A 25,775-nucleotide genomic window follows, 5' to 3' on the forward strand; every position below is an offset into this window, starting at 1 on the left:
GAGACCACGTCTGATGCGAAAGTAAGCCGTACGCAGGCCGAACGAACTGCCGCGATGCGTGGGCGCCTGCTCGACGCCGCCGTTGAATCGTTAGTCGAACTGGGCTACGCACGGACCAGTACGCAAGAGATCGCCCGCCGCGCAGGCGTTTCGCGGGGTACGCAACTGCACCATTTTCCAACAAAGGAATCGCTGGTCGTTGCGGCCGTCGAGTATCTGGTCGACAAGCGACTGGAAGAAATCCTCACCGCTGAAGTGGATCGCGGTCGAGGCCTCGAGGTCCTGGCGGACGCGTTTTCCGGGCCGCTGTTCTATGCCGCCCTCGAATTGTGGGTCGCGGCGCGAACCGATCCCGTTCTGCATGCGGCGACGGTGCCCCTCGAACGCAAGGTCAGTGAGGCGCTCGAGTTCGGTAGTGCGGAGTTGTTCGGTGATCGGTTCGATTCCGAGTCGGTCGAACTCACCATCGAACTCGTTCGTGGGCTTGCCGTCTCAGCCCTTTTCCGTACATCCGAAGCCGACGACGCGCTCAGAGCGCGACTGTTGCCGGCCTGGCAATCCCGAGTGGAGAAGAAGTGAAGCTTCCCGAACATGTCGAAACGTTGATCGTCGGTGCCGGATTCGCGGGTATGGGCTTGGCGGCCAGAATGCTTCGCGACAACCGAGCAGCGGACGTCGTGTTGATCGAGCGCGGAGCTGACATCGGCGGCACCTGGCGAGACAACACCTATCCAGGTTGTGCCTGTGACGTGCCGACGGCGTTGTACTCGTATTCGTTTGCACCGAGCGCAGATTGGAGTCACACGTTCGCTCGTCAGCCCGAGATTTACGCCTACCTGAAGAAGGTGGCTGCAGACACCGGCATCGGGGATCGCGTAGTCCTGAACTGCGAACTCGAAGGTGCTGTCTGGGACGAGGATGCGGCGCTGTGGCGTATTCGAACATCCCGAGGGTCCTTGACGGCCAAGACGTTGGTCGCCGCAACGGGGGCGTTGTCGACACCCAAGATTCCGGACTTTCCCGGTCTCGACCAATTCTCCGGTACCACTTTCCATTCGGCGACGTGGAACCACGAACACGAACTGCGTGGTGAGCGCGTAGCCGTGATCGGAACGGGAGCGTCGGCGGTTCAGTTCGTTCCCGAAATTGCCGATCCGGCGGCCCACGTCACCGTGTTTCAGAGAACTCCGGCCTGGGTGATCCCGCGAATGGATCGCGCCCTACCTGCCGCACAGAAGACCGTGTACTCGCGGATTCCCGCTACGCAGAAGGTGGTTCGAGGATGGGTTTACGGCTTCCGTGAGCTGCTCGGTGCCGCGATGTCGCACGCGACGTGGGTGCTGCCTGCTTTCGAGGCGGCCGCGCGCGTCCATCTGCGCCGACAGGTGAAAGATCCGGTGTTGCGCCGGAAACTGACTCCCGATTTCACGATCGGTTGCAAGCGCATGCTTCTGTCCAACGACTGGTTGCGCACCCTTGACCGCGCGGACGTGAGTCTGGTCGACAGTGGGCTCGTCTCGGTCACCGAAAACGGAGTGGTCGACGGACGCGGCGTCGAGCACAAGGTCGACACGATCATCTTCGCCACGGGGTTCACGCCGACGGAACCTCCTGTAGCGCATCTGATCACAGGAAAGCGGGCAGAGACGCTTGCCGCGCATTGGAACGGAAGCCCCAATGCGTACAAAGGCACTGCGGTGAGCGGGTTCCCGAATCTGTTCCTCATGTACGGTCCGAACACCAACCTCGGTCACAGTTCGATCGTCTACATGCTCGAGTCCCAGGCCGAGTACGTCAACGACGCCTTGAACACCATGAAGCGTGAGCGACTGGACGCTCTCGATGTCAACGAGTCGGTACAGGTGCACTACAACAAGGGAATTCAGCACGAGTTGAAGCACACGGTGTGGAACAAGGGTGGATGCTCGAGCTGGTACATCGATCCGGAGGGACGCAACTCGGTGCAGTGGCCGACGTTCACTTTCAAATTCCGGTCGCTGCTGGAGCATTTCGATCGTGAGAACTACTCGGCTCGCAAGATCGAGAGCGTAGAGGCATGACCACGACGCACTACGACGTGGTGGTGGTCGGATCGGGATTCGGTGGCAGTGTCGCCGCTCTTCGCCTGACGGAGAAGGGATACCGCGTCGGGGTGCTCGAAGCCGGTCGACGGTTTTCCGACGACGAGCTACCAGAAACCAGTTGGCGACTGCGAAAGTATCTGTGGGCGCCGTGGATTGGGTGCTACGGCGTGCAGCGAATCCATCTGCTTCCGGATGTGCTGGTGATGGCGGGATCCGGGGTTGGCGGAGGATCGTTGAACTACGCCAACACGTTGTATCAGCCACCCAAGCGGTTCTTCGAAGACCGTCAGTGGGCGCACATCACGGACTGGCACGACGAGCTGGCGCCGTACTACGACCAGGCCAAGCGGATGTTGGGTGTTCGCACCAATCCGTCCTTCACTCCCGCCGATGCGGTGATGAAGGAGGTAGCGGAAGAAATGGGTGTGGGAGAGACTTTCACGTCCACACCCGTCGGCGTCTTCTTCGGGGAGGCGGGAGTTTCCTTGCCGGACCCATTCTTCGGCGGGAAGGGACCCGAGCGCACCGGCTGCACCGAATGCGGGGGATGCATGACCGGGTGCCGCGTCGGGGCAAAGAACACGCTGGTCAAGAACTACCTCCATCTTGCCGAGCAAGCGGGCGCCAGAGTGCATCCGCTCACGACCGTCACCGACCTGCGGCCGGCGGCAAGCGGTGGGTACCACCTGCTGGCGAGGCGAACGGATGGCGTCCGCCGCCGAGAAGTTCGGTTCACCGCCGACCAGGTGGTGGTTGCCGCCGGAACGTACGGAACGGCGAGACTGCTGCTCGGTATGAAGGAATCCGGTGCCTTGCCGGGCCTGTCGGACACTCTGGGCACCGTCGTACGTACCAATTCGGAGGCCGTGCTGGCCGCAACGTCGAAGTCGCGTCGACAGAACTTCACGCAGGGTGTCGCGATCACATCGTCATTTCACCCCGACGATCACACGCACATCGAACCGGTGCGATACGGCAAGGGCAGCAATGCAATAGGGCTTCTACAGACCGTCCTGAGTGACGGGGGTGGGCGAACTCCCCGGGTGCTGAAGACCCTGGCTGTCGCGGCCCGGCACCCAGGGGCGTTCTTGCGATCGTTGTCGGTGCGGAACTGGTCCGAGCGAACCGTCATCGCGCTGGTGATGCAGACCGACGACAACTCCCTCGAACTCTCCAAGAACACCAAACGATTCGGACGCTCACTCACCAGCAGGCCGGGGCCGGGTGATCCGCCTCCTCAGTGGATTCCGCAGGGCCATACAGCTATTCGTAAGGTAGCCGCGAAGATCGACGGCGATCCGGGCGGTTCCATCGCCGAGATCGTGAACATCCCGATGACGGCGCACTTTCTGGGCGGCTGCGCGATCGGTGACGACGCGTCCAGTGGCGTCGTGGACCCGTATCTGCGGGCATACGGTCACGAGGGACTGCACGTCATGGACGGTTCGGTGGTGAGCGCGAATCTCGGAGTGAATCCTTCCCTGACCATCACGGCGCAGGCGGAACGAGCGTGTGCGATGTGGCCGAACAAAGGTGGGGCGGACGCCCGCCCGGAGGCCGGCGAGCCATACGTACGTATCGATCCGACTTTGCCGTCCGATCCGGTGGTGCCGACGCATGCACCAGGAGCTTTGCGGCTTCCCCTGACCATTCGAGCTGAGAAGGTGTCCGATGTGGAGCGTGCCTGAATCGACAAGTGACCGAGTCGACTGGCCGGTGAGTGATCCGCCACCGTGGCCGGCTCGCGTTCGCGCGACATTGTGGTGGCACCGCAGTACGTCGGCGGCGCGCGAGCTCGGGCCGGACGGTCGAACGATCCCGATGACGGTGGCCATGATGGTGGACTACCTTGATTCTCCGGTCGGTCCGTATCGCGAGATCCTCGCCAGCCCCGTCTTGCATGCGCCCGGAAAACGGATCGGGCCGATGCCGCGTATGGCGGTGCCTTTCATCGCGGTGGATTCGGAACCGTCGGTGCACGGCGGACGGGTCCACTGGCAACTGCCCAAGGTTCTGGCCGAGTTCGACGGAGACGTGCAGCGGAAATTCACGGCAACCGGTGACGGATGGCGCGTGCGCTCGGACACGCGGATGTTCGGGCCGCGTCTGCCGATTGCCGGGGCGTTGGGGTTTGCACAGCCGGAATCCGGCGGCGGTGTGGCGATTGCGTCGGCGAGACTGACCGGATCGTTCCGATACGCGCGTGTGAGCGTCGAGTCGGAGGGGCCGACACTGCCGAGCTGGCTGGCTGCGGGCACCCATCACGGTGTCGTGATTCTGGGCGGAAAAATGACTACGGGAGCAGCCGAGCACAGGTAGTAGTTGGTTTGACCCGCGGAAAAGCGACCAAGGCCGCCCCTGTCAGGGACCGGGCGGCCTTGGTCGTGTGGTGTGAAAGTCAGGTGTCGACGTCCCACAGGCGCCTCTCGGCGGGTGGTCGCTCGCAGCGACAAAAGGGGTGGGGCCCGGGGCTTGTTCGGACGCCGACAGGGTGTTCAACGGTGGTCTGCCCGGATTTGTTCCCGGGGATCGTCAAGTAATTTCCGACCTGGTGCAGTGAGTACGGGCGGGCGACGAGTTCAGACAGGGCCGAGTTGTGCGAGTTCCTTTTTCAGTGCCGTGCACAGGTCCGATCCCGCCGGCCCGCTCAGCGCTGACCGCAGTCGGTTGAAATAAGTTCGCGGCGACAGACCGAAAGTGACGAAGATGTCCTCGGCAGTGGCACCGTTCCACGGGCGCCACAGGATTGCGAAGTCGATGAGGTCGTCCGCATACGATCCACGATTTCGCGAGCGCTTGGCGCGTCGAACCTGACATTCGTGGGTGGTTGCGACGCTCGTCCCTGCACAGGGCTGAGGTGGCATCTTCGTCACTCGGTTCACAGGAGTCTCCTGAGCTGGTCGGGCACTCACATGACCAGCACGCCGCCGTCCACGGGCAGTGCGACGCCGGTGATGTAACGCGCTTCGTCGGAGGCGAGGAATTTGACGGCGTTGGTGACATCGTCGTTCTCGACCCACGGGATCGGGTAGAGGATCATGTCGCCGGAGGCCTTGGCGAAGTCGTCGCGACCCGGATTGTCCGTGCCGGGAACGAACTGGTTGTACATCGCCTGGTTCTGCACCATCTCGGTGTCGACCTGCGTCGGGTTCACGGTATTGACGCGAATGCGATGCGGAGCGAGTTCCTGGGCGAGGGTCTTCATCAATCCCACGACGCCGTGCTTGGCCGAAACATAGTGTCCGACGCCCGTGTACGCGCGTAGCCCGGCAACGGAGGCAGTGAGAACGATCGCGCCGCCGGTGCCCTGTTCGATCATGTGGGGGATCGCGGCCTTGACGGTGCGCCACACACCGCTGAGGTTGACGTCGATCATTTCGCCCCACTTCTCCTCGTCCAACTCGTGCGCGTTCCCGAAGGAGAGGATGCCTGCGTTGGCGATGACGATGTCGACGTGACCGAAGCGATCGAGCCCGGCTTCAAGGGCCAGCTTGACCGAGTCGAAGTTGCGCACGTCGGCGTGCGAGAAGATGATCTTGCCGCCTGCTTCTTCGACGAGACGGATTGTTTCCTGGACGTCGTCCTCCGTGGCCAAGGGGTACGGCACGGTGTCGTTGTCCTTGACGGAGTCGAGAGCGATGATGTTCGCGCCCTCCTGCGCCAGCCGCAATGCGTGATTACGCCCTTGTCCGCGAGCAGCACCCGTGATGAATGCGACCTTGCCTTCGAATCGTCCGGTCATGGGGATCCTCCTGTTGCTGAAATTGTTGTGTACGTGGGTGATCGGAGAGCTATTTGACGAGTACGCCTGCATCGACGGGCAGTGCGACGCCAGTGATGTACCTGGCTTCGTCGGACGCGAGGAAAAGCACGGCATTGCTGACGTCGACGGATTCGACCCACGGGATGGGCAGCGCATTCATTGCTTGCGACAACGGGGCGAAATCCTTACGGGTCGGCTTGTCGATGTCCGGACAGAACAACTTGTACATCGCGTCGTTCATGATCATCGGAGTGTCGACCTGGGTGGGGTTCACCGTGTTGACCCGGATTCGGTGGGGGGCGAGTTCTTGGGCGAGGGTTTTCATCAATCCGTTGACGCCATGTTTTGCGGCTGTGTAGTGCGCGATGTTGCCGTATCCCTTGAGTCCGGCCGCCGAACTGGTCAGGATGATCGCGCCCCCGACGCCCTGTTCGACGAGGTAGGGGATTGTTGCTTTGGCGGTTCGCCACGTGCCGCTGAGATCGATGTCGACGACAGTGCCCCACTGGCTTTCGGTGAGTTCGTGTGTAGGCGAGGGGATGTTGATACCGACGTTGGCACAGACGATGTCGACGTGACCGAATTGGTCGACTCCGCGGCCGAGGACACCCTTGATCGCGGTGAAGTCGCGAACATCGGCCACCTCGGCCAGAATTCGTCCACCGACGGCCTCGACCGACCGGACGGTCTCGGCGAGGTCGGCTTCGCTTGCCAGCGAGTACGGAACGCCTTCGACGTCGGAGCAGATGTCGAGCGCGATGATGTCTGCGCCTTCCTCGGCCAAGCGGATCGCATGTGCCCGGCCCTGGCCGCGTGCTGCGCCGGTGACGAACGCGACCTTGCCCGAAACTCTTCCGGTGGTGCGTGCTCTGGTGGTCACTTGATCACTCCGTATCGGCGTCGGTCGATGGTGAGGGCAACTGCGGCAATCACCACGATGCCCTTGATGACGAGTTGTGTGTAGGGGTCGACGGAGGTCAGGTCCATTCCGGCGCTCAGCAATACGATCACGAGAGCGCCGAGGATCGTTCGATGTGGGCCGCCGACGCCACCGGACAGTGCGGTGCCGCCCACCACCACGGCTGCGATGGAATTGAGCAGGCTGGGGCCTGCACCCATCGGGACGCCGGTGCTGGCCTGGCCGGTGAAGATGATTCCGGCAATCGCGGCGACGGCTCCGGCGACCGCGAAGACTGCAAGTTTGGTGCGTCGTACGCGAACACCGACGAGTGCCGCGGCGCGTTCGTTGCCGCCGACCGCATACATGTGGCGACCGAACGACGTACCGAATGCCAGGACTGTCGCGCCGATGGTCAGCAGGATTGCAATCAGTGCCCCGTTGGGGACGTTGGGAATCATCGACTCGTTCACCAAGCTCTGGAGAAGATTCGAATTGTAGGAAACAGGACCGCCTTTGGATACGGTGTTGGAAATTCCGTCGAGTACGGACATCATTCCCAGCGTCACCAGGAACGACGGAACCTTGAGCATTGTCGTGATCAGTCCGTTGACCAGTCCGACCACGGCCCCGGCGATGATCACCATGACTATCGCCAACGGGCCACCGAACTTGTCGATCCACGTGGCGATCAGAATTCCGGCGAGAGTGGCCGTCGCCGCGACCGAAAGATCGATACCACCGATCAGGATGACAAACGTGCCGGCGAGCGCGAGCACGGTCAGGAAAGCCATCTGGTTGAGAATGTTCTGCGCGGACGTCGCGGTGATGAAACTTTCCGTGCGCCACTGGAAATAGATGATCAGGACCAGCACTGCAACCGTCGGTACAACTATGTTGCGGTGCTGATCGAGTCGACTCAGCAGACCGCGCGCGCCTGACGGCGCTGCGGCATCGCTGGCCGGCGATTGCTTCGAGAGTGTCTGGGTCACTGCATTCCTCACATCATGTGCTTGATCACGTCGACTTCGGCGGGCTTGTGCTCTGCAGGGGCCGCCAGCTCTGCGCTGATGACCCCGTCCTTCATGACCACGATTCGGTCGGACATTCCGATCACTTCTTCGAGGGATTCGGCGCACAGCAGCACACCGACGCCCGACGCAGCCATCGATCGGACCAAACCGTAGATCTCCTCTCGCGTTCCGACGTCGATTCCACGCGTCGGATCGCTGAGGACCAGCACTTTGCATTCGCGACCTTGCCACCGAGCGAAGATCGCCTTCTGTTGGTTTCCGCCGCTGAGTTCCCCGATGGGCGTCGACAACGACGGGGCCTTGACCTGCAGCGCGCGGGCCAGCTGCGTCGTCCGTTCCCTTTCGGTGCGCAGACGCAGTAGCCGCGTCCACGGGTGCCGGAGGAGATCGAGGAAGCCGATCGAGATGTTGTTTCTGATCGATGCGCTGCGGAACAGGGAGTCCTGGGCGCGCTCCGGTGGGACGTACAGGACTCCGGCTGCCACGGCGGCGGGAACCGACCAGTGCTCGTGCGCAGTACCTTCGACGTGAATCGAACCCGTCGACAACGACTCCGCACCCGCGACTGCTGCAGCCACCGACGCTTTCCCAGAACCGATGACTCCAGCCAGTCCCACTACCTCGCCCGGTCGCACAACAAGATCGACCGACTCGAACTCGCCTGCGCTGCTTGCATCTCGGAGTTCGATCAACGGCTTCGTCGACAGTGCTCCGGTCTGTTCGCCTTCGCGGTAGTAGTCGGCGCTGCGCTCGCTACCCACCATCAATTCGTGCAGTCGCTCGGCCGTGACGCCGTCAGCGGAGAGCGTTTCGATGGACCGCCCGTCGCGAAGTACGAGTAGCCGTGTGCTGATCCGCAGGACGTCTTGCAGGATGTGGGAGACGAAGATGAACGACACCCGATCGCGCCACCCTTCGATCAACGCGAAGAGGATTTCCACCTCGGTCTCGGTCAACGCGCTTGTCGGCTCGTCGAGCAGGATCACCGGCGCTTCGGTGGCGTCGGTGATCCGCGAGAAGGCACGTGCGATCTCGACCAGTTGCCTTTGCGGGTAGGTCAATTCGGCGACGACGGCGTCGGCGCGCAGCCCCTCGATGCCGAGTGTGTCGAGTAGCGACTGGGCGGCGTCGCGCATTCTCCGACGCCGGCCGGGTCCCCAACCACCTATCTCGCCCTCACGTCCGAGATAGATGTTCTCGTACACCCGCAGTGCATCGACCAATGACTGCTCCTGGACCACCACGGAGATTCCGAGTTCGCGGAGAGTGCGCGAGTCGCCGAGTTCCACGTGTGTCCCGTTGACATCGAGGCTTCCGGCGTCGGGACGCACCGTTCCCGTCAAAACGCCGATCAGCGTTGACTTTCCGGCGCCGTTCTCACCGATCAAGCCGAGAACGTCACCTCGGCTGACGTCGAGTGAGACGTCCTGGAGGGCGTGAACGGGTCCGTAACTCTTGCAGACCCCACGCAAGCTGATGGTTGCTGTGTCGCTCACCTTCGTATCACTCATTTTCAGGCCACGAGTTGGTCTTTGTACTGCAGCAACGGGCCCGAGCGGAACGCGGCTGCGTACTCGGTGCGTACTCCGGTGATATCTGCAGAGTTCCAAGCGCTGTTCAGCGTGTATTGGTCCTGCGATACGCCGGCGTAGTACTCCCGCGGATCGATCGGGTTGAGTACGGTCTGCGGGTCCCAATCGTCAGGATGCAGGGCCTTGCTCATTTTTGCCCAGTCGAACGGAAGTGTGGGTGCGTACACGGTTTTCAGTACGTCGTCGGCGATCTCCGGAGTCACCAGGAGTGCTCCCTGTGAAAGGAATCGCTCCGGCAGAGACAGGTCGACGCCGTTGAGTTGATCGAAGATGGTGACACCGAGAATTCCTGCCGTGAGTCCGCCGACCGTCGCACTGGTCAGGTATTGCTTTCCCTGCGCGATGTATTCGACGTTCTGCTTGTTACCGTCGAATCCGACCACGATCTTGCCCGTGATCTTCGCGGCGTCCAGTGCCGCAATGATTCCTGCAGCTTGACTGTCGTTCTGCGCGAACACCCCGACGAAGTCCGGCACCGAAGGCAAGATGTTCGTGAACGCCTTTCTCGCGTCTTCCGAAGTCCAGTTGCCCGGCGACGCGGTGACGATCTTGATTCCCGGGTAGTCCTTGGCCGCGGCGTTCAGGCCAGCTGTCCGTTGATCGTCGGAAGACGAACCCTTCTGCCCCGGAACATGAATGATGGTTCCGTTGCCGCCGACCTTGTCGAACAAAGCCTTGGCGGTTGCGACGGCGATCTTGGTGGACGGCGGTGTGATGAAGCGGACCCACTTGTCCGCGTCGGCCGGTGTGTACCAGGCGGGCGCCGTGTACGAGCTGGCATACAGAATCCCGGCTGCCTGGCAGGCTTTCGTGACAGCTGCCGCTTGAGCTTCGGTGGCGGGAGTACCGAAGATCGACTTGCCGCCCGAAGCGCGGACGTTGCCTACCTGTCCCAGCGCAGTGTTGACGTTGCCCTGGTCCTCCACCGAGGACATGCTCACGCCCAGCGCGTCCATCGCCTGCTTGCCGCCGTCCGAGAACGCGACGAAGTAGTCGTTGGAGAGAGTTGTGACCTGGCAGAGGGTCTTTTCCTGGACTTTGCCGGCGCCGGCGCCACCGCCGGCGGCGGTACTGGTGGAACTGCCGCCTGCTCCGCAGGCCACTGCGCCGAGGGTGATGCCTGCTGCGCCCATTGCGGCGAAGAAGGAACGTCGGGTCAGTGGATGAGAGAACGTCGCGTTTCGCGCGACGTCCACGATCTTCGATTCGATCGAAGGCATGATCACATCCTTGGTCTCACAAGAGGGGGCTCGAGGGGTTGTCTCGAGGTGTGGAGGAAACGGGAGATTTCGCTACTTCGCCAGCAGATGCGTTGTGAACCAACGGGAAGCGTGTTCGGCCGCTACTGCGAGCTTGGACTGATCGCTGTAGAGCGTCATGTGCGACGTGTGCGGTAGGACGACAAGTTCTTTCTTCGGAGTCGGGATGTTGTTGAAACTCTCGATCTCCAAGTCCCACAACGTGAGGTCGTCGCCTTCGGCGACGATCATCATCGACGGCGTGTCGAGAATCCGGGGTACGAAGTAGTTGACGTCGTAGTCGAGCAGGAGATCGACGGATTCCATGGTCGAACTGTTCTGGTAGAGAGGAGCTTCGGTGGCTTGAAGTGCCGCGAAGGTCGTCTTCGTCTCGGGGAACGGCCAGGACGACAGTTCTTCCTCGGGGTTCTCGCTCGCATGCGCGATGTGCAGTCGCTGATCCGGATCGTCGAAGCGGAGTCGGCGATCTTCGAGAATTGCGTCCCACAGCTTTCGATAACCCATGGTCCCGTGGATCCGACGCATGTTGCGGTACCCGTCGATCACCGGAATCTGAGACACGATGGCCTTCACCCGGGGATCGGTCGCGGCGAGAATCATCACGTGTCCGCCGGAGTAGGAAATTCCCCAGGCGCCGAGACGGTCGTTGTCGATGCCGGGAGTGCGCTCGAGAAAGCTGAGCGCGTTCTGATAGTCACGAATCTGTTGCTTCGGGTCCAGATGTTGGCGAGGCTCACCGTCCGAGACGCCCAGGTTGCGGTAGTCGAAGACCAGCGCAGCCATACCGGCCGTCACGAAGGCCTCGGCATAATAGGGCATGACCAATTCGCGGACGTAGCACCAACCGCCTGCCAGTACGACGGCCGGAACGTCGTCGTCGGTGTCGGGTCGGTAGAGCCAACCGCGAACGGTGACTCCGTCGCTGGAGAATTCGACATCTTCACGGCGCATTGCGCGACTCCTCATGTAACGAGTGAAAGCTGAACGGAAGTAGGTACGAAAGAAAACGGACGGTCTTGTCGCCGTGCGTATTACGGCATCGACGCGGTTCGCTCGTGCCAACTGCCCCGAGCGGATCGTCGCGGATCCGAAGTACTCCGTAATCGTGAGTCACCTCACAGCCTTTGTCAAGTGTCACTGGACAGCAAGGAAAATCCGTCGGTATAGTCCTGCTCACCCACTGCGCATGTATTCGTAACGAGCGCAGCATTATTGGAGGTGTTCCGGCTCGTGAACGGCGAAGAAGTTCTGTGTGCCTACGAAAAGATGTTGTTGATCCGGGTGATGGAGGAGCGCATCTCGGCGCTCTACAAGGGCGACACCATTCCGGGGTTCGTTCACACTTCGATAGGTCAAGAGGCGTGCGCGGTGGGGGCTCTCACTCATGCGCGGGTCAGTGACGTCATCACCTCGACGCACCGCGGGCACGGCCATGTTCTGGCAAAAGGTCTCGAGCCCGACCGGATGATGGCGGAGTTGATGGGCAAGGTCACCGGAGCCAACAACGGCCGGGGTGGCTCGATGCACGTGGCGGATCCCCGCTTGGGGATCTTCGGTGCGAACGGGATCGTGGGCGCGGGGTTGCCGATTGCCGTCGGTGCGGCTTTCGCTGCCAAGGATCGCGGTGAGGGCGATCTGGTGGTGGCGTTCTTCGGTGACGGGGCGATTGCGACCGGTGCGTTCCACGAGGCGATGAACATGGCTGCGCTGTGGAAACTGCCGATCATCTTCCTGTGCGAGAACAACGGATTCTCGGAGTTTTCCTCGACGGTGGATCAGCATCCTGTCCCGATCTCTGCGCGCGCAGCGGGATACGGGATGGAATCGATCACGCTGGCAGGCAACGACGTCGAGGCGGTCGCCGACGGTATTCGGCCGGTGTACGAGCAGGTGCGAGGCAGCGGTGGTCCGGTGTTCGTGGAGGTCACGACCCTGCGGGTGCACGGGCACTACGAGGGCGATCCGCAGGTGTACCGCGACAAGGACGAGATGGCGCGAGACATTCTCGAGGCCGATCCACTGACGCTGACGTGTGGCCGACTCCGAGAGCTCGGCATCGGGGACGAAGTACTCGATCTGGTGGACAAGCGAGTGAGGGCGGTGGTCGACGAGGCGGAGCGTTTCGCGCGGTCGTCGCCGCAACCGGAGGCGTCGAGCGTGATGGAGTACATCTTTTCGCCGCGTCGCATCTACCCGCCGGACCGCCTCGACGTGGGTGTCGGTGCGGGCGGCGCGGCCGTGTCGCAGTCCAAGATCCTCAAGGCGGCGCTCGACGACTCTCTGGCGGCCGATCCGGATGTGTTTCTTGCCGGTATCGATGTAGCCGGCGGGAACGTTTTCGGTCTTACCAGGGGATTAGCCGCGAAGTATCCGGGGCGAGTGCTCGATACGCCGATCTCCGAATCGGCGATCATGGGTCTCGCCGTCGGCTCGGCGATGGCAGGCCGTAGACCCGTCGTGGAACTGATGTACCTCGACTTCCTCGGGGTATGCCTGGATCAACTGATGAATCAGGCGGCAAAGCTCCGGTTCATGACGGGCGGTGCGGTGAGCCTGCCGTTGGTGGTGCGGACGCAGTTCGGTTCCGGCAGATCATCGGGTGGGCAGCATTCGCAGAGTCTCGAGGCACTGTTGGCGCACATCCCGGGACTGACTGTTCTCATGCCCAGTTCGGGCGCTGATGCGTACGGTTTGCTGCGGGCGGCGATCGAGGACGACAACCCGGTGATGTTCATCGAACACCGTCTGCTGTACGAGAAGAAAAGTGTGTTGCCGAGCAGGGATTTTCGGGTTCCGATCGGAAAGGCGGCGGTGACGAGACCTGGTTCGGACGTCACCATTGTCTCGTGGTCGCGTATGGCGATGCACGCCTTGGCCGCGGCACAGACGTTGGCAGAGGAAGGGATCGATGCCGAGGTCATCGATCTACGAACGATTGCTCCGCTCGATCGGGAGACGATTCTCGAATCATTCAGTCGGACGAACCGGATGGTCATTGCCCAGGAAGCCGTCGTGGACTTCGGCGTCGGAGCCGAGATCGCAGCTATGGCAGTAGATTCCGGGTTCTATTCACTGGACGCGCCGGTAGTGCGGGTGGGCGCACGGTACGCGCCTGCGCCCTATGCGCCGGTGCTCGAACGTGAGTGGGAAGTCGGACCTGACGACATCGTTGCAGCCGTTCGGCGGGTGATGTCGTGCTGAGCGCTACCCGTCCGCGGGCAATGACCGGTGGCGGGGTGTTGCCCGAGATGCTTCTCGACGCTCTGCGTCGAGATCCCGAAGCACTGGCCCTTGTCGACGAGAGTGTGCGGTGGACTTACCAGGAATTGGTGGACGCGTCGACGAGATTTGCAGGCGCACTGCATAAATCAGGATTCGAGCCCGGAGACGTGGTACTCGTTCAACTGCCGAACTGGTGGGAATCCGTCGTTGCGGCCTGGGGCACGTGGCTTGCCGGCGGCATTCTCCTTCCGGTGGTCCCGATTTACCGCGCACACGAGCTGTCCTTCATCATCGAGCAAGCTGAGCCGTCGGTGATCGTCGCCCCGCAGGAATACCGCGGATATCGTCACGTCGAGGAGCTCGGGACGGTGCTCCGTGATCTGGGCCGAGAGGTTCTTCTGGTGGAGGCGCGAGGCGAAGGTGGGTTGCGGCGCACTACGTTCGACGACTTCCTGGACTTCGGGATGGAGTCGAACCGGCCCGACCACTGCGCGGATCCCGACGATGTCGCCCTCGTTCTCTACACGTCGGGTACCACTTCCGCTCCAAAAGGCGTGCTGCACACTCATCGGACTCTGATGGCCGAGAGTTCGAGCATGATCGCGCATTGCGGCGTGGATTCGCAGGACCGAATTTTCATGCCTTCGCCGTTACCCCACATCACGGGGATTTCGTATGCGGTAGTTCTGCCGGCAGCGGCAGCCTGCTCGACAGTTCTGATGCAACGCTGGGTTCCCGAAGAGGCAGTTGCGTTGATCGAACGCGAGCAATGCACGTTCACCGTGAGCGCGACACCGTTTCTCCGTGGTCTTGCCGACGCCTACGAGAAGGGCGGATATCGACGATCCCAGCTGACCCGATTCGTGTGTGGTGGGGCCGGGATTCCGCCCGAGTTGGTGCGTCGGGCCCATCGCGTGATGGGTACGGCGGTTGTTCGTACCTACGGATCGACGGAGCTTCCGACCCTCGTCATGGGCGATCCTTTCGGTGACATCGACCTGCAGGCAGGGGACGAAGGAGCGGTGTTCGGAGGAAACGAATTCCGGCTCGGCGAAGACGACGAGCTGTTGGTGCGGGGTCCGGAACTGTTCGTCGGCTACGTCGACAGCTCAATCAACGCGGAATCATTCACCGAGGACGGCTTTTTCCGGACCGGCGACGTAGCCGCCGTGGACGAGCCAGGTCAGATCCGGATCACGTCACGGATCAAGGACATCATCAACCGGGGCGGAGAGAAATTCAGCGCTGCCGACATCGAGTGGGCCCTCGAGGCTCATCCCAATGTGGGAGAGGTGGCAGTGGTCGGGTATCCGGACGAGGAACTGGGGGAGCGCGCGTGCGCCTTCGTGGTTCCGGACGGTGATCCGCCAAGCATTCGAGATCTGCGGATCTTCCTGCTGTCCGAAGGATTTGCCGTTCAGAAAGCTCCGGAGAGAGTCGAGACCGTTGCGTCGCTTCCTCGGACGGAGAGTGGGAAGGTTCAGAAGTTTCTCCTGCGTCGAGCGTTAGGCTTGGGCTCCGCACAGGCGGTCCCCGAGACCTACGGAAGCGAGTTCGGACATGACGGCAACCGGCGCAAAGCCACCTCGTAAGGCGGCCGAGTCGACAGCGGCTGCATCGAAGAAATCGCAACCGCGCAAGACGACTCCCCAAAAGACGACGGCGCAGAAGAAGGCGGCGCATAAGAAGTCGGCACAGCAGAAGTCGGCGCCGGCCAAGGTGGCGGCGCGCAAACAGAAGGCGGAGGACAACGGTTTGGGGACGTCGGTAGGCAAGACGGTTCGTGCCGAACGCACGAGACAGGGAATCCCGGTTCGTGAATTGGCGAGGCGGCTCGGCGTATCGCCGTCCTTCCTGTCGCAGTTCGAACTGGGGCAGAGTCAGGCCGCGGTGAACACGCTTTTTGCAATCGCGACCGAACTCAACCTGTCGTTGGACGTGCTGCTCGGCAACAGCGTCGATCCGGAACGTGAATCCGCATCCGAAACGAAGACTCACGAACCGCGGATCTCCGACTGCCTCACCTTTCGGTCGGGTGTTCGCTGGCAACGGTTGGCGAATACTCCCGCGAACCATCACGTCCAGTTCCTCCTCACGGAGTACGAGCCCGGCGCCGACTCTGCGCCGGGCGATGCACCGCAGACCCATTCGGGTGACGACTACGGGTACGTGCTGGAAGGGACTTTGACGATCGACATCGACGGAATGCGTCGGCTGCTCAAGGCGGGTGAAGCGATACACCTGGTCGGGAACGTTCCCCACCGGTTGCGCAACGAGACGGACGAGACGGTCAAGGCGATCTGGTTCGTCCTGGGCTGAGTGACCGGGTGCGGTGCACTGGGGTGTGACGCCACTGGGTGTGACGCCGGTCTCGATTCAACTTAGGCAATCCTTTTCTTGACTAATTCCAGAAAAGCGGCATACTGGGAAACATGCGAGACGGAGAGCATGACTTCGACCCCCGAGCGCAACTGCGCGCCGTCGGGTTGAGGGTCACTGCTCCGCGCCTCGCCGTGCTGGATGCGGTTACAGCCCAACCGCATTCAGACGCCGATTCTGTTGCAGCACTCGTGCGGCAGCAGCTCGGATCGGTATCCACACAGGCCGTTTACGACGTGCTGAAGGCATGCGTGAACGCAGGATTGCTACGACGCATCGAGCCGGCGGGTTCGCCCGCACGGTTCGAGACGAGGACTGGTGACAACCACCATCACCTCGTCTGTCGCGGCTGCGGCAAGGTCGTCGACGTCGATTGTGTTGTCGGCCAAGCTCCCTGCCTCGAACCTTCCGATAATCACGGCTTCGAAATCGACGAAGCCGAGGTCGTGTTCTGGGGCCGTTGCCAAGATTGCCTGAAGAATTCTGCCGAATCCGACACCGAGTCGGACGCGGTCTCGCAGAATCGAATTGATGCGTCCAGAACCTCCGAGTCGGCCCCCTCGCATGCAGCCCATGCGTTCGGCTCGGATGCAGCCCCGCTCCTCTGACGCCCAGCCCACAACGCTAGGAGGCTTCGCCATGACCAAGCCCACCACCAACAATTTCGGTATCGCGGTCGCAAGTGATGACGAATCGCTGACCGCGGGTATTCAGGGGCCGGTGCTCCTTCACGACCACTACCTGATCGAGAAGCTCGCGCAGTTCAACCGCGAGCGTGTCCCGGAGCGCATCGTCCACGCCAAGGGCGGCGGCGCTTTCGGTGAACTCGTCATCACACACGACGTCAGCCAGTACACCAAGGCCGCGTTCCTGCAGCCGGGTAAGAAGACCGAGTCGCTCGTCCGCTTCTCCACCGTCGCCGGTGAGCAGGGCAGCCCCGACACCTGGCGCGATCCGCGCGGTTTCGCGATGAAGTTCTACACCGAAGAGGGAAACTACGACCTCGTCGGCAACAACACCCCGGTGTTCTTCATCAAGGACGCCATCAAGTTCCCCGACTTCATTCGTTCGCAGAAGCGACTCCCGGGTTCAGGTCTTCGTGACCACGACATGCAGTGGGACTTCTGGACTCTGCGCCCCGAGACCGCTCACCAGGTGACCTGGTTGATGGGTGACCGCGGTATCCCGAAGACCTGGCGCAACATGGACGGCTTCGGATCGCACACCTACCAGTGGGTCAACGCTGCGGGTGAACGCTTCTGGGTGAAGTACCACTTCAAGACCGATCAGGGCATCGAGTTCCTGACGCAGGCAGAAGCAGACAGCCTCGCCGGTAGCGATCCTGACTACCACCGCGCGGATCTGTACAACGCCATCGAGGCCGGCCGTTTCCCGAGCTGGACCCTCAATGTTCAGATCATGCCGGTCGACGAGGCCGAGGGCTACCGCTTCAACCCGTTCGACCTCACCAAGGTTTGGTCCCAGAAGGACTACCCGCTGATCGAGGTCGGCAAGTGGACGCTGAACCGCAACCCGGAGAACTTCTTCGCGCAGATCGAGCAGGCGTCGTTCGAGCCGTCGAACGTGGTGCCCGGCATCGGATTCAGCCCGGACAAAATGCTTCTCGGCCGCGTCTTCTCCTACGCCGACGCACATCGTTACCGCATCGGCACCAACTACGCCGACCTGCCGGTCAACGCCCCGAAGAACGAGGTGAACTCCTACTCCAAGGAGGGCGCCATGCGTTACAGCTTCAATTCCCCGTCGACGCCGGTGTACGCACCGAATTCGTACGGCGGACCGCATGCCGATCCGTCGGTTGCCGGTGACGAAGGACTGTGGGCGTTCGACGGCAAGGCAGTGCGCGCCGGATACATCGAGCACGCCGAGGACGGCGACTTCACGCAGGCCGGAACGCTGGTCCGTGAAGTTCTCGACGACGCAGCTCGTGAGCGCTTGGTGAGCAACATCGTCGGCCATGCCCTTGCCGGCGTCAGCGAGGAAGTTCTGCTGCGTGTCTTCGAGTACTGGAAGAACGTCGACGCAGATTTGGGTAAGCGCGTCGAAGAAGGCGTACGCGCAGGTCAGTGATCCGCTGACCTGACAATCGAATAGGTGTACCGAATGCGGGCCGCTGCAAGGGAAATCGATTCCCGGCAGCGGTCCGTTTCCGTCTGCCCAACTACAGCAGCGCGAACCAGTAGACGAAGCATGCGAGAAGGAATACAACGACTGACTCCATGACGACACCCCTGTTCGACGTGCACTTCTGCTGTTCGCACTCTCCATGATCCGCTTCTCGAGCTGAGAATGCTCGGGGCACAAGTTTCGCGAACCGAGGTGTTGGGCAGTCAATTCCCATGGCAATAGGTGCGGTTCTCTTCGACATCGACGGAACGCTCGTCGATTCCAACTACCTGCATGTAGAAGCGTGGTCGCGAGCTTTCTTCGAGGTAGGTCGCCCGGTCGACGCGTGGCGGGTGCATCGCAGCATCGGCATGGACGGAGACCAACTACTGGAGACCTTGCTCGGCGAAGACATCGACGGGTGCGGGCCACGGGCCAAGGAGCTTCACACCAAGTACTACCGGCAGTCGGCTGACCGCCTCCGAGTACTGCCGGGAGCACGAGAGTTGATCCGCCGAGTTCACTCGCTCGGACTGCACGTCGTGCTCGCAACTTCGGCGCCGGACGACGAACTGGAGTTGCTGCGCCGGACGCTCGACATCGACGAAATGATTTACGCCGCCACCTCTTCGGAATCCGTCGACGTGGCCAAGCCTGATCCGGACCTGATCGAGGTCGCGCTCGCTAAGGCAGGTGTCGACGCGGGAGATGCGGTCATGGTCGGAGACGCCGTCTGGGACATGAAGGCGGCGACATGGGCGGGCGTTGTGGCTGTGGGAGTGCGCAGCGGCGGCATGTCGACCGACGAACTCGAAGGCGCGGGTGCTGCTGCCGTGTACGACGACGCTCGCGATCTTCTCGACCACCTCGACGGCAGTGTGGTCTCCGAACTCGTTTCAGGCCTCGATACCAGGAGTTGATCAGTGATGGCACGATTCGGCTACACCTTGATGACCGAACAGGCCGGCCCGAAAGAACTGGTTCGCCACGCAGTTCGGGCCGAAGAAGTCGGCTTCGACTTCGAAGTGATGAGTGATCACTACTCGCCGTGGCTGACCGAGCAGGGGCATGCGCCCTACGCCTGGTCGGTGCTGGGAGCAGTCGCCCACGCCACCGAGCGAGTCGGCTTGATGACGTACGTGACTTGTCCGACCGTGAGGTACCACCCTGCCGTCGTCGCTCAGAAAGCTGCGACGATCCAGATCCTCGCGGACGGGCGCTTCACCCTGGGATTGGGAAGTGGCGAGAGCCTGAACGAGCATGTGGTTGGCGAGGGTTGGCCGTCCATCGACACTCGGCAGGACATGCTGCAGGAGGCGGTGAGCATCATTCGCGCACTGCTCGCCGGAGATCTGGTGAGCTGGAAGGGGGAGTACTTCGACGTCCAGTCCGCCAGGATCTGGGATCTCCCGGAGAACCCGGTTCCCCTGGCGCTGGCCATGTCCGGTGACAAGTCCGTCGAGCGTTTCGGTCCGATGGCCGACGATCTGATTGCCGTGCAACCGGATTCGGAACTGGTGCACCTGTGGAAGCATGTGCACGGCCGGGCATACGGATTGGCTCCCGCAGGCCGGACCATCGGTCAGATTCCGATCTCGTGGGATCCTGATCGCGACACGGCAATTGCCCGAGCTCATCAGCAGTTCCGGTGGTTCGGCGGAGGGTGGTCCGTGAACTCCGAACTGCCGACGCCGGCGAGCTTCTCGGGCGCAACTCAGTTCGTGCGTAAAGAGGATGTAGCTGAAAGCATTCCGTGTGGTCCCGATCTTGATGTGATCGTCGAGGCGGTCAAGGCATACACGGACGCCGGATTCACCGATGTGGCACTGGTACAGATCGGTGGAGATACCCAAGACCGATTCTTCGACGAGGCGGCCAAGCCGCTGCTCGAGGCTCTGCACGTCGAATTGGGTTGATCGAGAAAATCAATCGAGTACCGCCGAGCGGGCTCTTGTCGAGGCGAGCGCTACCGCCGTGCAGCCGTGCCTGCTGCGCGACGAGGGCCAAACCCAAACCGCTTCCGGCGTCGCCCGCACCGGTACCACGAACAAATCGTTCGAACATCGCTTCCCGTTCCGACGGCGCGATCACCGTGCCGTTGTCGTCGACGAATACCGTCGCCGAACCGGTCGCAGCCCCTGATCGGACGGTGATCTCGACTGCGTCTGCATTGCCGTGCCGAACGGAGTTGGTGACGGCGTTGGTCAACACCAGACGGATGCCCGCGGGAAAGGCCTGAACCGAAAGCTCTTCCGGTGCTTTCAAACGGACGTCGACCTGCGGGTGAAGCCGGCCGGCGTCCGCGACGGCGCGATCGGCGACCTCCACCAGGTCGACGTCGGCACAATCCTCGGGATCGGCCACCTCACCCAGGGCGAGTGTCTCCAGATCGGTCAAGGTGCGCTCGATCTGGCGCTGCGCCTCCAACAATTCACTGGACAGTTCGCGCCGTTGGCTTTCCGTGAGGTCCAGTGTCGCGAGAACTTCCAGATCGGTACGCATCGACGTCAGAGGGGTGCGTAGTTCGTGGGCGGAGACGCGAGCGAAATCGCGTGCCGACTCCAACGCCTCCTCGGTGCGGCTTCGATCGCTTTCGATGCGACTGAGCATGCTGTGGATTGCTTCGGAAAGTTCTTCGGCTTCGCGCGTGCCACGTACCGACGGTGCCCGGCGCGAGAGTCCTTCGACGTCGAGGTTGTTGCCGATCGAACTGGTGGTCTCGGTCAGTTGTTGTAGGGGGCGGACGGCACGGCCCGTGAGGAACCAGCCGAGCCCGGCCGCGGCGAGAATAGCGACCACCGCCGCAGCGGCCACCTGGACCTGCTGCTCACGGATTGCCTGGGTCAGTGGGTCTTCGGGGATGCTGACGGCCAGTGCGGCACCGCTGTCACCGGGCAGCAGAACATCCCGACTGCGGACGTCGGTGGTAGCCAACGCACTGATGGTCGTGGCAGTGAAGCCGGGGTCGACGACAAGTGGTTGTGTTGTTGCGGTGGGTGTTTCGATGAACGCCGGGCTCGGTGCACTTGCCGCAACTCCCAGAGTGACGGAATCGAGTGTGCGTTCGAGTTGTTCGGATCCGTTGACACGCAGGAAGACCGCGAAGGCAATTCCGATCGCGGCAATCACGATTCCAGCGGCCAGGCCTGAGGCGATGGCTACGCGGGTCTGTAGTGACAGCGGCCGCTTCATCTTTCGGCCCTCAGGACGAAGCCGACTCCGCGCACGGTGTGGACCACGCGAGGCGCCCCGTCGACCTCGAGTTTCTTGCGTAGATAGGTGACAAAGACGTCGACGACATTGGTATCGGCAGCGAAGTCGTAACCCCAGACGAGGCGCAGGAGCTGTGCCCGGCTCAGTACGATGCCGGCGTGCTCGGCGAGCACGGACAACAGATCGAATTCTCTTTTGGTGAGTTCGATTCGTTTACCGCTGATGTGTGCTCGGTGACCACGAAGATCAACGGTGAGAGGGCCGACGGTGATCGGGTGATCGAGGGTAGGGGTGGCCCGCGTCGTGCGTCGAAGCAAAGCGCGCAGTCTGGCGACCAGTTCTGCCAACTCGAAGGGTTTGGTGAGGTAGTCGTCGGCGCCCGCTTCCAGCCCCGCGATGCGGTCGCCCACGGAACTTCGGGCGCTGAGTACGCAGATCGGAACCTCGTTGCCGATCGCGCGCAATGCCGTCACGACCCCGACGCCGTCGAGACCGGGCATGTTGACGTCGAGTACCAGCGCAGCCGGGCATTGCTTGTTCACCGACGACAAAGCTGACCGTCCGTCGACAGCAGTTGCCGTGTCGAAGCCCGACAATCGAAGTCCACGTTCGAGCGAATTCAGAACCTTCGCGTCGTCGTCAACGATCAGGATGCGCTCGCGTGTACTCACCCCAGCCATGGTGCCATCGGATCAAGGCCCGGGGCCCCGCTCGGAGCGGGGGCCGCCGCTTTCTCATCAACTCCTAAGAAACCGACAACAGATCTGCAGTGTTGGCTTCATAACCTCGGGTTTCTCGGATGCGACCGCGCCGAGAATTCGAGAACGTTCGATCAAGGAGAACAACGATGACGCGATTGAAAGTGAACGGCAAGCGGGCCCGCCGGACCGGTGTGGTGGTGGCGTCCGTGGCGGTCCTCGGTATGGCCGTGGCGCCGGGAATCGCCTGGGCTTCCAACCCGATTTCCGACGGGTCTCCGGTGGCGGTGCGATCGATCGCGACCGCTCCAGCCGAGTTGGGTGTGGCTCCCGAAGTAGCGTGTGGTGTCGCGGCGCCGATTTCCGACGAGGAGCTGCAGAAGCTCATCGACGAGGGCAAGGTTGTGCGCGCGGAGGAGGCCGGTACGGCCGCAGTCACTATCGAAGTGCCGAGCGAAGCTGCGACATTCGTTGCGCGTGAAGGGGTGCCGGCGTTGCCGACCGTCGAGTGGGCTCCGACGACCGAGGGTGTTCCGGCAGAGGTGCTCGACATGGCCGGTGTCGCTCCGCTGGAGGAAGGCGTCGCCCTGTCATGCACGGTTGCCGCGGGCTGACGAGCGAAAAAAGCTCCGCATGAACCGCTTTGACCTGGAACGGTACGGCCGTACTCAACTGGGTCTGGAGGGTAGTCAAGCCTGTCGGTAGCACTTGCTACGTTCGGGGCGGTCTCGGCGAGCATGCCGGGACCGTCGCCGACGGCGTCATGTGTGTGGTGTCTTGCTCCGGGTGCGGTACGGCCCGGCGCGGGGCGCGTTTCGAAAGGTGTTGTGTTTCATGGTCATGGGCCCCACCCACGCGATGTCCGGTGCTGCTGTGGGGTTGGTGGTTGCGGAGTTGTTACCTCTCGACTGGGGAGGACCCACATCCACTGCGGAAACTTTGACGTTTGCCGGGGTGTGCGCCGGAGCTGCCCTGCTTCCCGACCTCGATACCGGTCAGTCCACGGTTTCCCGATCATTCGGTCCGCTCAGCAAGGCTCTGGCCAAGGGCATCGACGCAATTTCGGTGACCTTCTACCGCATGACGAAAGGCAAGAAGGACGGCAAGCGTCGTGGTGGACATCGGACGCTCACGCACACCGCACTGTTTGCCGCGGGTCTCGGTGCCGGGGTCTCTGCGCTGGTGGTTCAGTTCGGGAAACCCGCCATCATCATCACGCTGTTCTTCTGCCTCGGGTTGGCGATCCGAGGATTGGCTGGTGAATTGGCCAAGGAGAAGGGATGGCTCGCGGTTTCTGCCGTTGCGTTGGTGCTCTCGGCCCTCACCTGGCAGTGGTATCCCAGCGAGGCCGGATCCACCGGGCTAGGTGTTGCGGTGGCACTGGGCTGCGCCACGCATTGTCTCGGCGATGCGATCACCAAGGAGGGAGTGCCGTTTCTTGCACCCCTGATCCCGCTCGGCGGCAAGCGATGGTGGGAGCAACGGCTGCCGTCATTTCTGTCCATCCGCGCAGGTGGGAACCTTGAGAAGGTTCTGATCGGGCCGGCTCTGACGGTTCTGACTGCCTGGTTGATCATCAGTGCGTTCGACGGTGCCCCGGAAGCGATCTACGCGGTCTTCGCTCCGATGGTGCAGTAAGCGTCGGAAAACTTTTATTACGGAACCACTGGCATCGTAATCATATTTGTTCTACGTTCGTCCCTGACATGAACCGAGTCGGCTGACGGAGTGAGCAGTGGTGCATCAAGCAGAGCGCAAGGCAGGGCACAGCTCGAGAGAAGACGGTGTGAGCCGGCGCGGATTTCTCGCAGCGAGTGCCGGCGCAGCTGCTCTCGCGGGTGTTTCCTGGGCGCCGGCCGGAGCAGTTCCCTGGGGCTCGGCATCGACCATTGCGCCACCTCCCGGATTTCCGTCGGACATTCCGTTGTCACAGCAGGCATACGCCAATTGGTCGCGGGAAATCATGCTCGACAGTGTGTGGACGGCGACGGCACGTCACAGCGACGACGTCGTCACCCTCGCGAACTGGGCGTTCGACAACGGTTACACGGTGCGTGCGCGCGGAACGATGCACGGGTGGAGTCCGTTGACGGTGGTGCCCGGCGCACCTTCGGATCGAGTTCTGCTGGTCGACACGATGACGAACTTGGATTCGGTTGTGGTGCAGCACGGCACGCCCGCAACAGTCACGGCGGGCGCCGGGGCCAGCATCGAAGCGATTCTGACAGCGCTCGAGCGAGAGGGGCTCGGCTGGGCCAACTCTCCGGCGATCGGTGAGCTGTCCATCGCCGGAGCGCTGGCGATCGGTGCCCACGGGGCAACCTATCCGGCGGCGGGGGAGACGATCACCCCTGGTCAGTCGTACGGATCGCTGAGCAACCTGATCACCGAGATCACAGTGGTGTCGTGGGACGAAGGCAGTAATCGATACGCACTGAAGACTTTTCACCGATCGGATGACAAGATCACGGCTTTCCTGACCCACCTGGGCCGAACCTTCGTCACCTCCGTGACGCTGCAAGCCGGGGAGAATTATCGGCTACGGTGCCAGAGTTTCACCGATATTCCGTGGCAAGAACTCTTTGCTGCTCCCGGTTCGCCAGGGCGTACCTACGAGAGTTTCGTCGAGAAATCCGGACGGGTGGAAGCGATCTGGTTCCCGTTCACCGAAACACCGTGGCTCAAGGTCTGGACGCCGACCCCGGTCAAACCGCCGGAGTCCCGAGAAGTGAGCGGGCCGTACAACTACTTCTTCTCCGACGCGATTCCCGAAGAAGTCACCACCCCGTTAGGGATGGTGGCGCAGGGTCTTCAAGCTGCGACACCACTGTTCGGTACCTCCCAGTTCGGAGCCGTAGCAGCAGGATTGGTGCTGACCGACACCGACGATCTGTGGGGTTGGTCGAAAGATGTTCTGTTCTACCTGCGGCACACAACCTTGCGCGTCGTAGCCGGTGGTGGCGCAGTGATCACCAAGCGGTCCAACATCGGCCGTGTCGTGCACGAGATGACGAGTTGGCTGAACGAACGAATGACGCACTACGCGTCGCTGGGGCAGTATCCCGTCAATATGCCGTTCGAAGTGCGTCTCTGCGGTGTCGACGATGACGGCGAGGTGTTGGTCGACAGCGCCGGAGTGCCAGACCTGTCAGCGGTGCGGCCGCGGGCGGATCGTCAGGACTGGGACACAGCGATCTGGATGAACGTTGTCTCGATTCCCGGCACCGCGGGATTGCCTGCCTTCCTTCGCGAAATGGAACGGTGGATGGTCGCGAACTACTCCGGCGATTACGCGACTTTCCGTCCGGAGTGGTCCAAGGGGTGGGCATTCACCGATCATGCGGCGTACCAGGACGACGAATTCCTCACCAGCACAGTGCCTGCCACCTTCCGTGCCGGTGGCGACGGGAATTGGGACTTCGCTCTCGCTACTCTCGACGAACACGACCCGCACCGTGTATTCAGCAATACGTTCCTCGACCGCGTCTTGCCACCCAGCTGAATCT

The 25,775-nt window shown here is 62.2% G+C and carries 23 protein-coding genes; 14 read left to right on the top strand and 9 right to left on the bottom strand.

What is annotated here, in order from left to right; genetic code table 11:
• Positions 1-54 precede the first annotated feature (54 nt).
• Genes ACFQ6H_RS01945 through ACFQ6H_RS01960 form a run of 4 tightly spaced genes read left to right on the top strand, consistent with a single transcriptional unit; the run spans position 55 to position 4,403 of the window.
• Complete coding sequence (locus ACFQ6H_RS01945) at positions 55-579, top strand: TetR/AcrR family transcriptional regulator (protein WP_223304522.1); 525 nt, start codon at positions 55-57, stop codon at positions 577-579.
• Entirely contained in the window at positions 576-2,060 is a 1,485-nt protein-coding gene (locus ACFQ6H_RS01950) for a flavin-containing monooxygenase (protein ID WP_378643243.1), read from the top strand. The genes ACFQ6H_RS01945 and ACFQ6H_RS01950 overlap by 4 nt, the downstream gene beginning before the upstream one ends.
• A complete protein-coding gene (locus ACFQ6H_RS01955; RefSeq protein WP_378643248.1) occupies positions 2,057-3,772 on the top strand; it encodes a GMC oxidoreductase in 1,716 nt (571 codons plus the stop codon). The genes ACFQ6H_RS01950 and ACFQ6H_RS01955 overlap by 4 nt, the downstream gene beginning before the upstream one ends.
• Positions 3,756-4,403, top strand: a complete 648-nt coding sequence (locus tag ACFQ6H_RS01960) for a hypothetical protein (protein WP_378643251.1) — start codon at positions 3,756-3,758, stop codon at positions 4,401-4,403. Before ACFQ6H_RS01955 ends, ACFQ6H_RS01960 begins: the two co-directional genes overlap by 17 nt.
• A gap of 260 nt (positions 4,404-4,663) precedes the next feature.
• Here ACFQ6H_RS01960 and ACFQ6H_RS01965 read toward each other — a convergent pair whose 3' ends face one another.
• The 7 genes from ACFQ6H_RS01965 to ACFQ6H_RS01995 all read right to left on the bottom strand — a co-directional run bounded on the left by ACFQ6H_RS01965 (position 4,664) and on the right by ACFQ6H_RS01995 (position 11,581).
• On the bottom strand, positions 4,664-4,966 hold the full coding sequence (locus ACFQ6H_RS01965; protein WP_378445703.1) for a hypothetical protein: 303 nt from the start codon (positions 4,964-4,966) through the stop codon (positions 4,664-4,666).
• Between the two features lie 26 nt (positions 4,967-4,992).
• Positions 4,993-5,826, bottom strand: coding sequence for a mycofactocin-coupled SDR family oxidoreductase (locus ACFQ6H_RS01970; protein ID WP_020905939.1), 834 nt, complete (start codon positions 5,824-5,826; stop codon positions 4,993-4,995).
• A 49-nt stretch (positions 5,827-5,875) separates the two neighbouring features.
• On the bottom strand, positions 5,876-6,727 hold the full coding sequence (locus ACFQ6H_RS01975) for a mycofactocin-coupled SDR family oxidoreductase (RefSeq protein ID WP_378643256.1): 852 nt from the start codon (positions 6,725-6,727) through the stop codon (positions 5,876-5,878).
• Complete coding sequence (locus ACFQ6H_RS01980) at positions 6,724-7,737, bottom strand: ABC transporter permease (protein WP_378643259.1); 1,014 nt, start codon at positions 7,735-7,737, stop codon at positions 6,724-6,726. Before ACFQ6H_RS01980 ends, ACFQ6H_RS01975 begins: the two co-directional genes overlap by 4 nt.
• A gap of 8 nt (positions 7,738-7,745) precedes the next feature.
• Positions 7,746-9,275 carry a sugar ABC transporter ATP-binding protein gene (locus ACFQ6H_RS01985; protein ID WP_378445706.1) on the bottom strand — a complete coding sequence of 510 codons (1,530 nt, stop codon included), beginning with the start codon at positions 9,273-9,275 and terminating at the stop codon, positions 7,746-7,748.
• Between the two features lie 17 nt (positions 9,276-9,292).
• Positions 9,293-10,591 (bottom strand): sugar ABC transporter substrate-binding protein, encoded by a 1,299-nt coding sequence (locus ACFQ6H_RS01990; protein ID WP_378643263.1) that lies wholly within the window; start codon positions 10,589-10,591, stop codon positions 9,293-9,295.
• Positions 10,592-10,663: 72 nt separating this feature from the next.
• On the bottom strand, positions 10,664-11,581 hold the full coding sequence (locus ACFQ6H_RS01995; protein ID WP_054187024.1) for an alpha/beta hydrolase: 918 nt from the start codon (positions 11,579-11,581) through the stop codon (positions 10,664-10,666).
• A gap of 279 nt (positions 11,582-11,860) precedes the next feature.
• On the opposite strand from ACFQ6H_RS01995, the gene ACFQ6H_RS02000 reads away from it, so the two are divergent.
• The 7 genes from ACFQ6H_RS02000 (at position 11,861) to ACFQ6H_RS02030 (ending at position 20,274) form a co-directional block, all read left to right on the top strand.
• On the top strand, positions 11,861-13,831 hold the full coding sequence (locus ACFQ6H_RS02000) for a thiamine pyrophosphate-dependent enzyme (RefSeq protein ID WP_378643276.1): 1,971 nt from the start codon (positions 11,861-11,863) through the stop codon (positions 13,829-13,831).
• Positions 13,825-15,444, top strand: a complete 1,620-nt coding sequence (locus ACFQ6H_RS02005) for an AMP-binding protein (RefSeq protein ID WP_378643281.1) — start codon at positions 13,825-13,827, stop codon at positions 15,442-15,444. Before ACFQ6H_RS02000 ends, ACFQ6H_RS02005 begins: the two co-directional genes overlap by 7 nt.
• Positions 15,413-16,171, top strand: coding sequence for a cupin domain-containing protein (locus ACFQ6H_RS02010; protein ID WP_378540488.1), 759 nt, complete (start codon positions 15,413-15,415; stop codon positions 16,169-16,171). The genes ACFQ6H_RS02005 and ACFQ6H_RS02010 overlap by 32 nt, the downstream gene beginning before the upstream one ends.
• A 113-nt stretch (positions 16,172-16,284) precedes the next feature.
• Complete coding sequence (locus tag ACFQ6H_RS02015; RefSeq protein ID WP_378537052.1) at positions 16,285-16,839, top strand: Fur family transcriptional regulator; 555 nt, start codon at positions 16,285-16,287, stop codon at positions 16,837-16,839.
• A 31-nt stretch (positions 16,840-16,870) separates the two neighbouring features.
• Positions 16,871-18,322: a catalase gene (locus ACFQ6H_RS02020; protein WP_378643313.1), complete on the top strand. Its 1,452-nt coding sequence runs from the start codon at positions 16,871-16,873 to the stop codon at positions 18,320-18,322.
• Positions 18,323-18,591: 269 nt separating this feature from the next.
• A complete protein-coding gene (locus ACFQ6H_RS02025) occupies positions 18,592-19,278 on the top strand; it encodes an HAD family hydrolase (RefSeq protein ID WP_378445712.1) in 687 nt (228 codons plus the stop codon).
• A gap of 6 nt (positions 19,279-19,284) precedes the next feature.
• Positions 19,285-20,274, top strand: coding sequence for an LLM class F420-dependent oxidoreductase (locus ACFQ6H_RS02030; RefSeq protein ID WP_007732341.1), 990 nt, complete (start codon positions 19,285-19,287; stop codon positions 20,272-20,274).
• Here the strand turns inward: ACFQ6H_RS02030 and ACFQ6H_RS02035 are convergent.
• Positions 20,171-21,550, bottom strand: coding sequence for a sensor histidine kinase (locus ACFQ6H_RS02035; protein ID WP_378643316.1), 1,380 nt, complete (start codon positions 21,548-21,550; stop codon positions 20,171-20,173). The two genes, ACFQ6H_RS02030 and ACFQ6H_RS02035, sit on opposite strands and share 104 nt — an antisense overlap.
• Positions 21,547-22,251, bottom strand: coding sequence for a response regulator transcription factor (locus ACFQ6H_RS02040; RefSeq protein WP_378537054.1), 705 nt, complete (start codon positions 22,249-22,251; stop codon positions 21,547-21,549). The genes ACFQ6H_RS02035 and ACFQ6H_RS02040 overlap by 4 nt, the downstream gene beginning before the upstream one ends.
• A 167-nt stretch (positions 22,252-22,418) precedes the next feature.
• Here ACFQ6H_RS02040 and ACFQ6H_RS02045 point away from each other — a divergent pair, with 167 nt between their 5' ends.
• The 3 genes from ACFQ6H_RS02045 to ACFQ6H_RS02055 all read left to right on the top strand — a co-directional run bounded on the left by ACFQ6H_RS02045 (position 22,419) and on the right by ACFQ6H_RS02055 (position 25,771).
• The gene (locus ACFQ6H_RS02045; RefSeq protein WP_003943487.1) at positions 22,419-22,883 is read left to right on the top strand and encodes a hypothetical protein; all 465 of its coding nucleotides are present in this window, start codon (positions 22,419-22,421) and stop codon (positions 22,881-22,883) included.
• Positions 22,884-23,103: 220 nt separating this feature from the next.
• Positions 23,104-23,907: a metal-dependent hydrolase gene (locus ACFQ6H_RS02050; protein ID WP_378643319.1), complete on the top strand. Its 804-nt coding sequence runs from the start codon at positions 23,104-23,106 to the stop codon at positions 23,905-23,907.
• 97 nt (positions 23,908-24,004) lie between these two features.
• On the top strand, positions 24,005-25,771 hold the full coding sequence (locus ACFQ6H_RS02055) for a cholesterol oxidase substrate-binding domain-containing protein (protein WP_378643322.1): 1,767 nt from the start codon (positions 24,005-24,007) through the stop codon (positions 25,769-25,771).
• Positions 25,772-25,775 lie beyond the last annotated feature (4 nt).

The sequence above is a fragment of the Rhodococcus sp. NPDC056506 genome (genome assembly GCF_042794945.1).
Taxonomy (GTDB): Bacteria; Actinomycetota; Actinomycetes; order Mycobacteriales; family Mycobacteriaceae; genus Rhodococcus_F.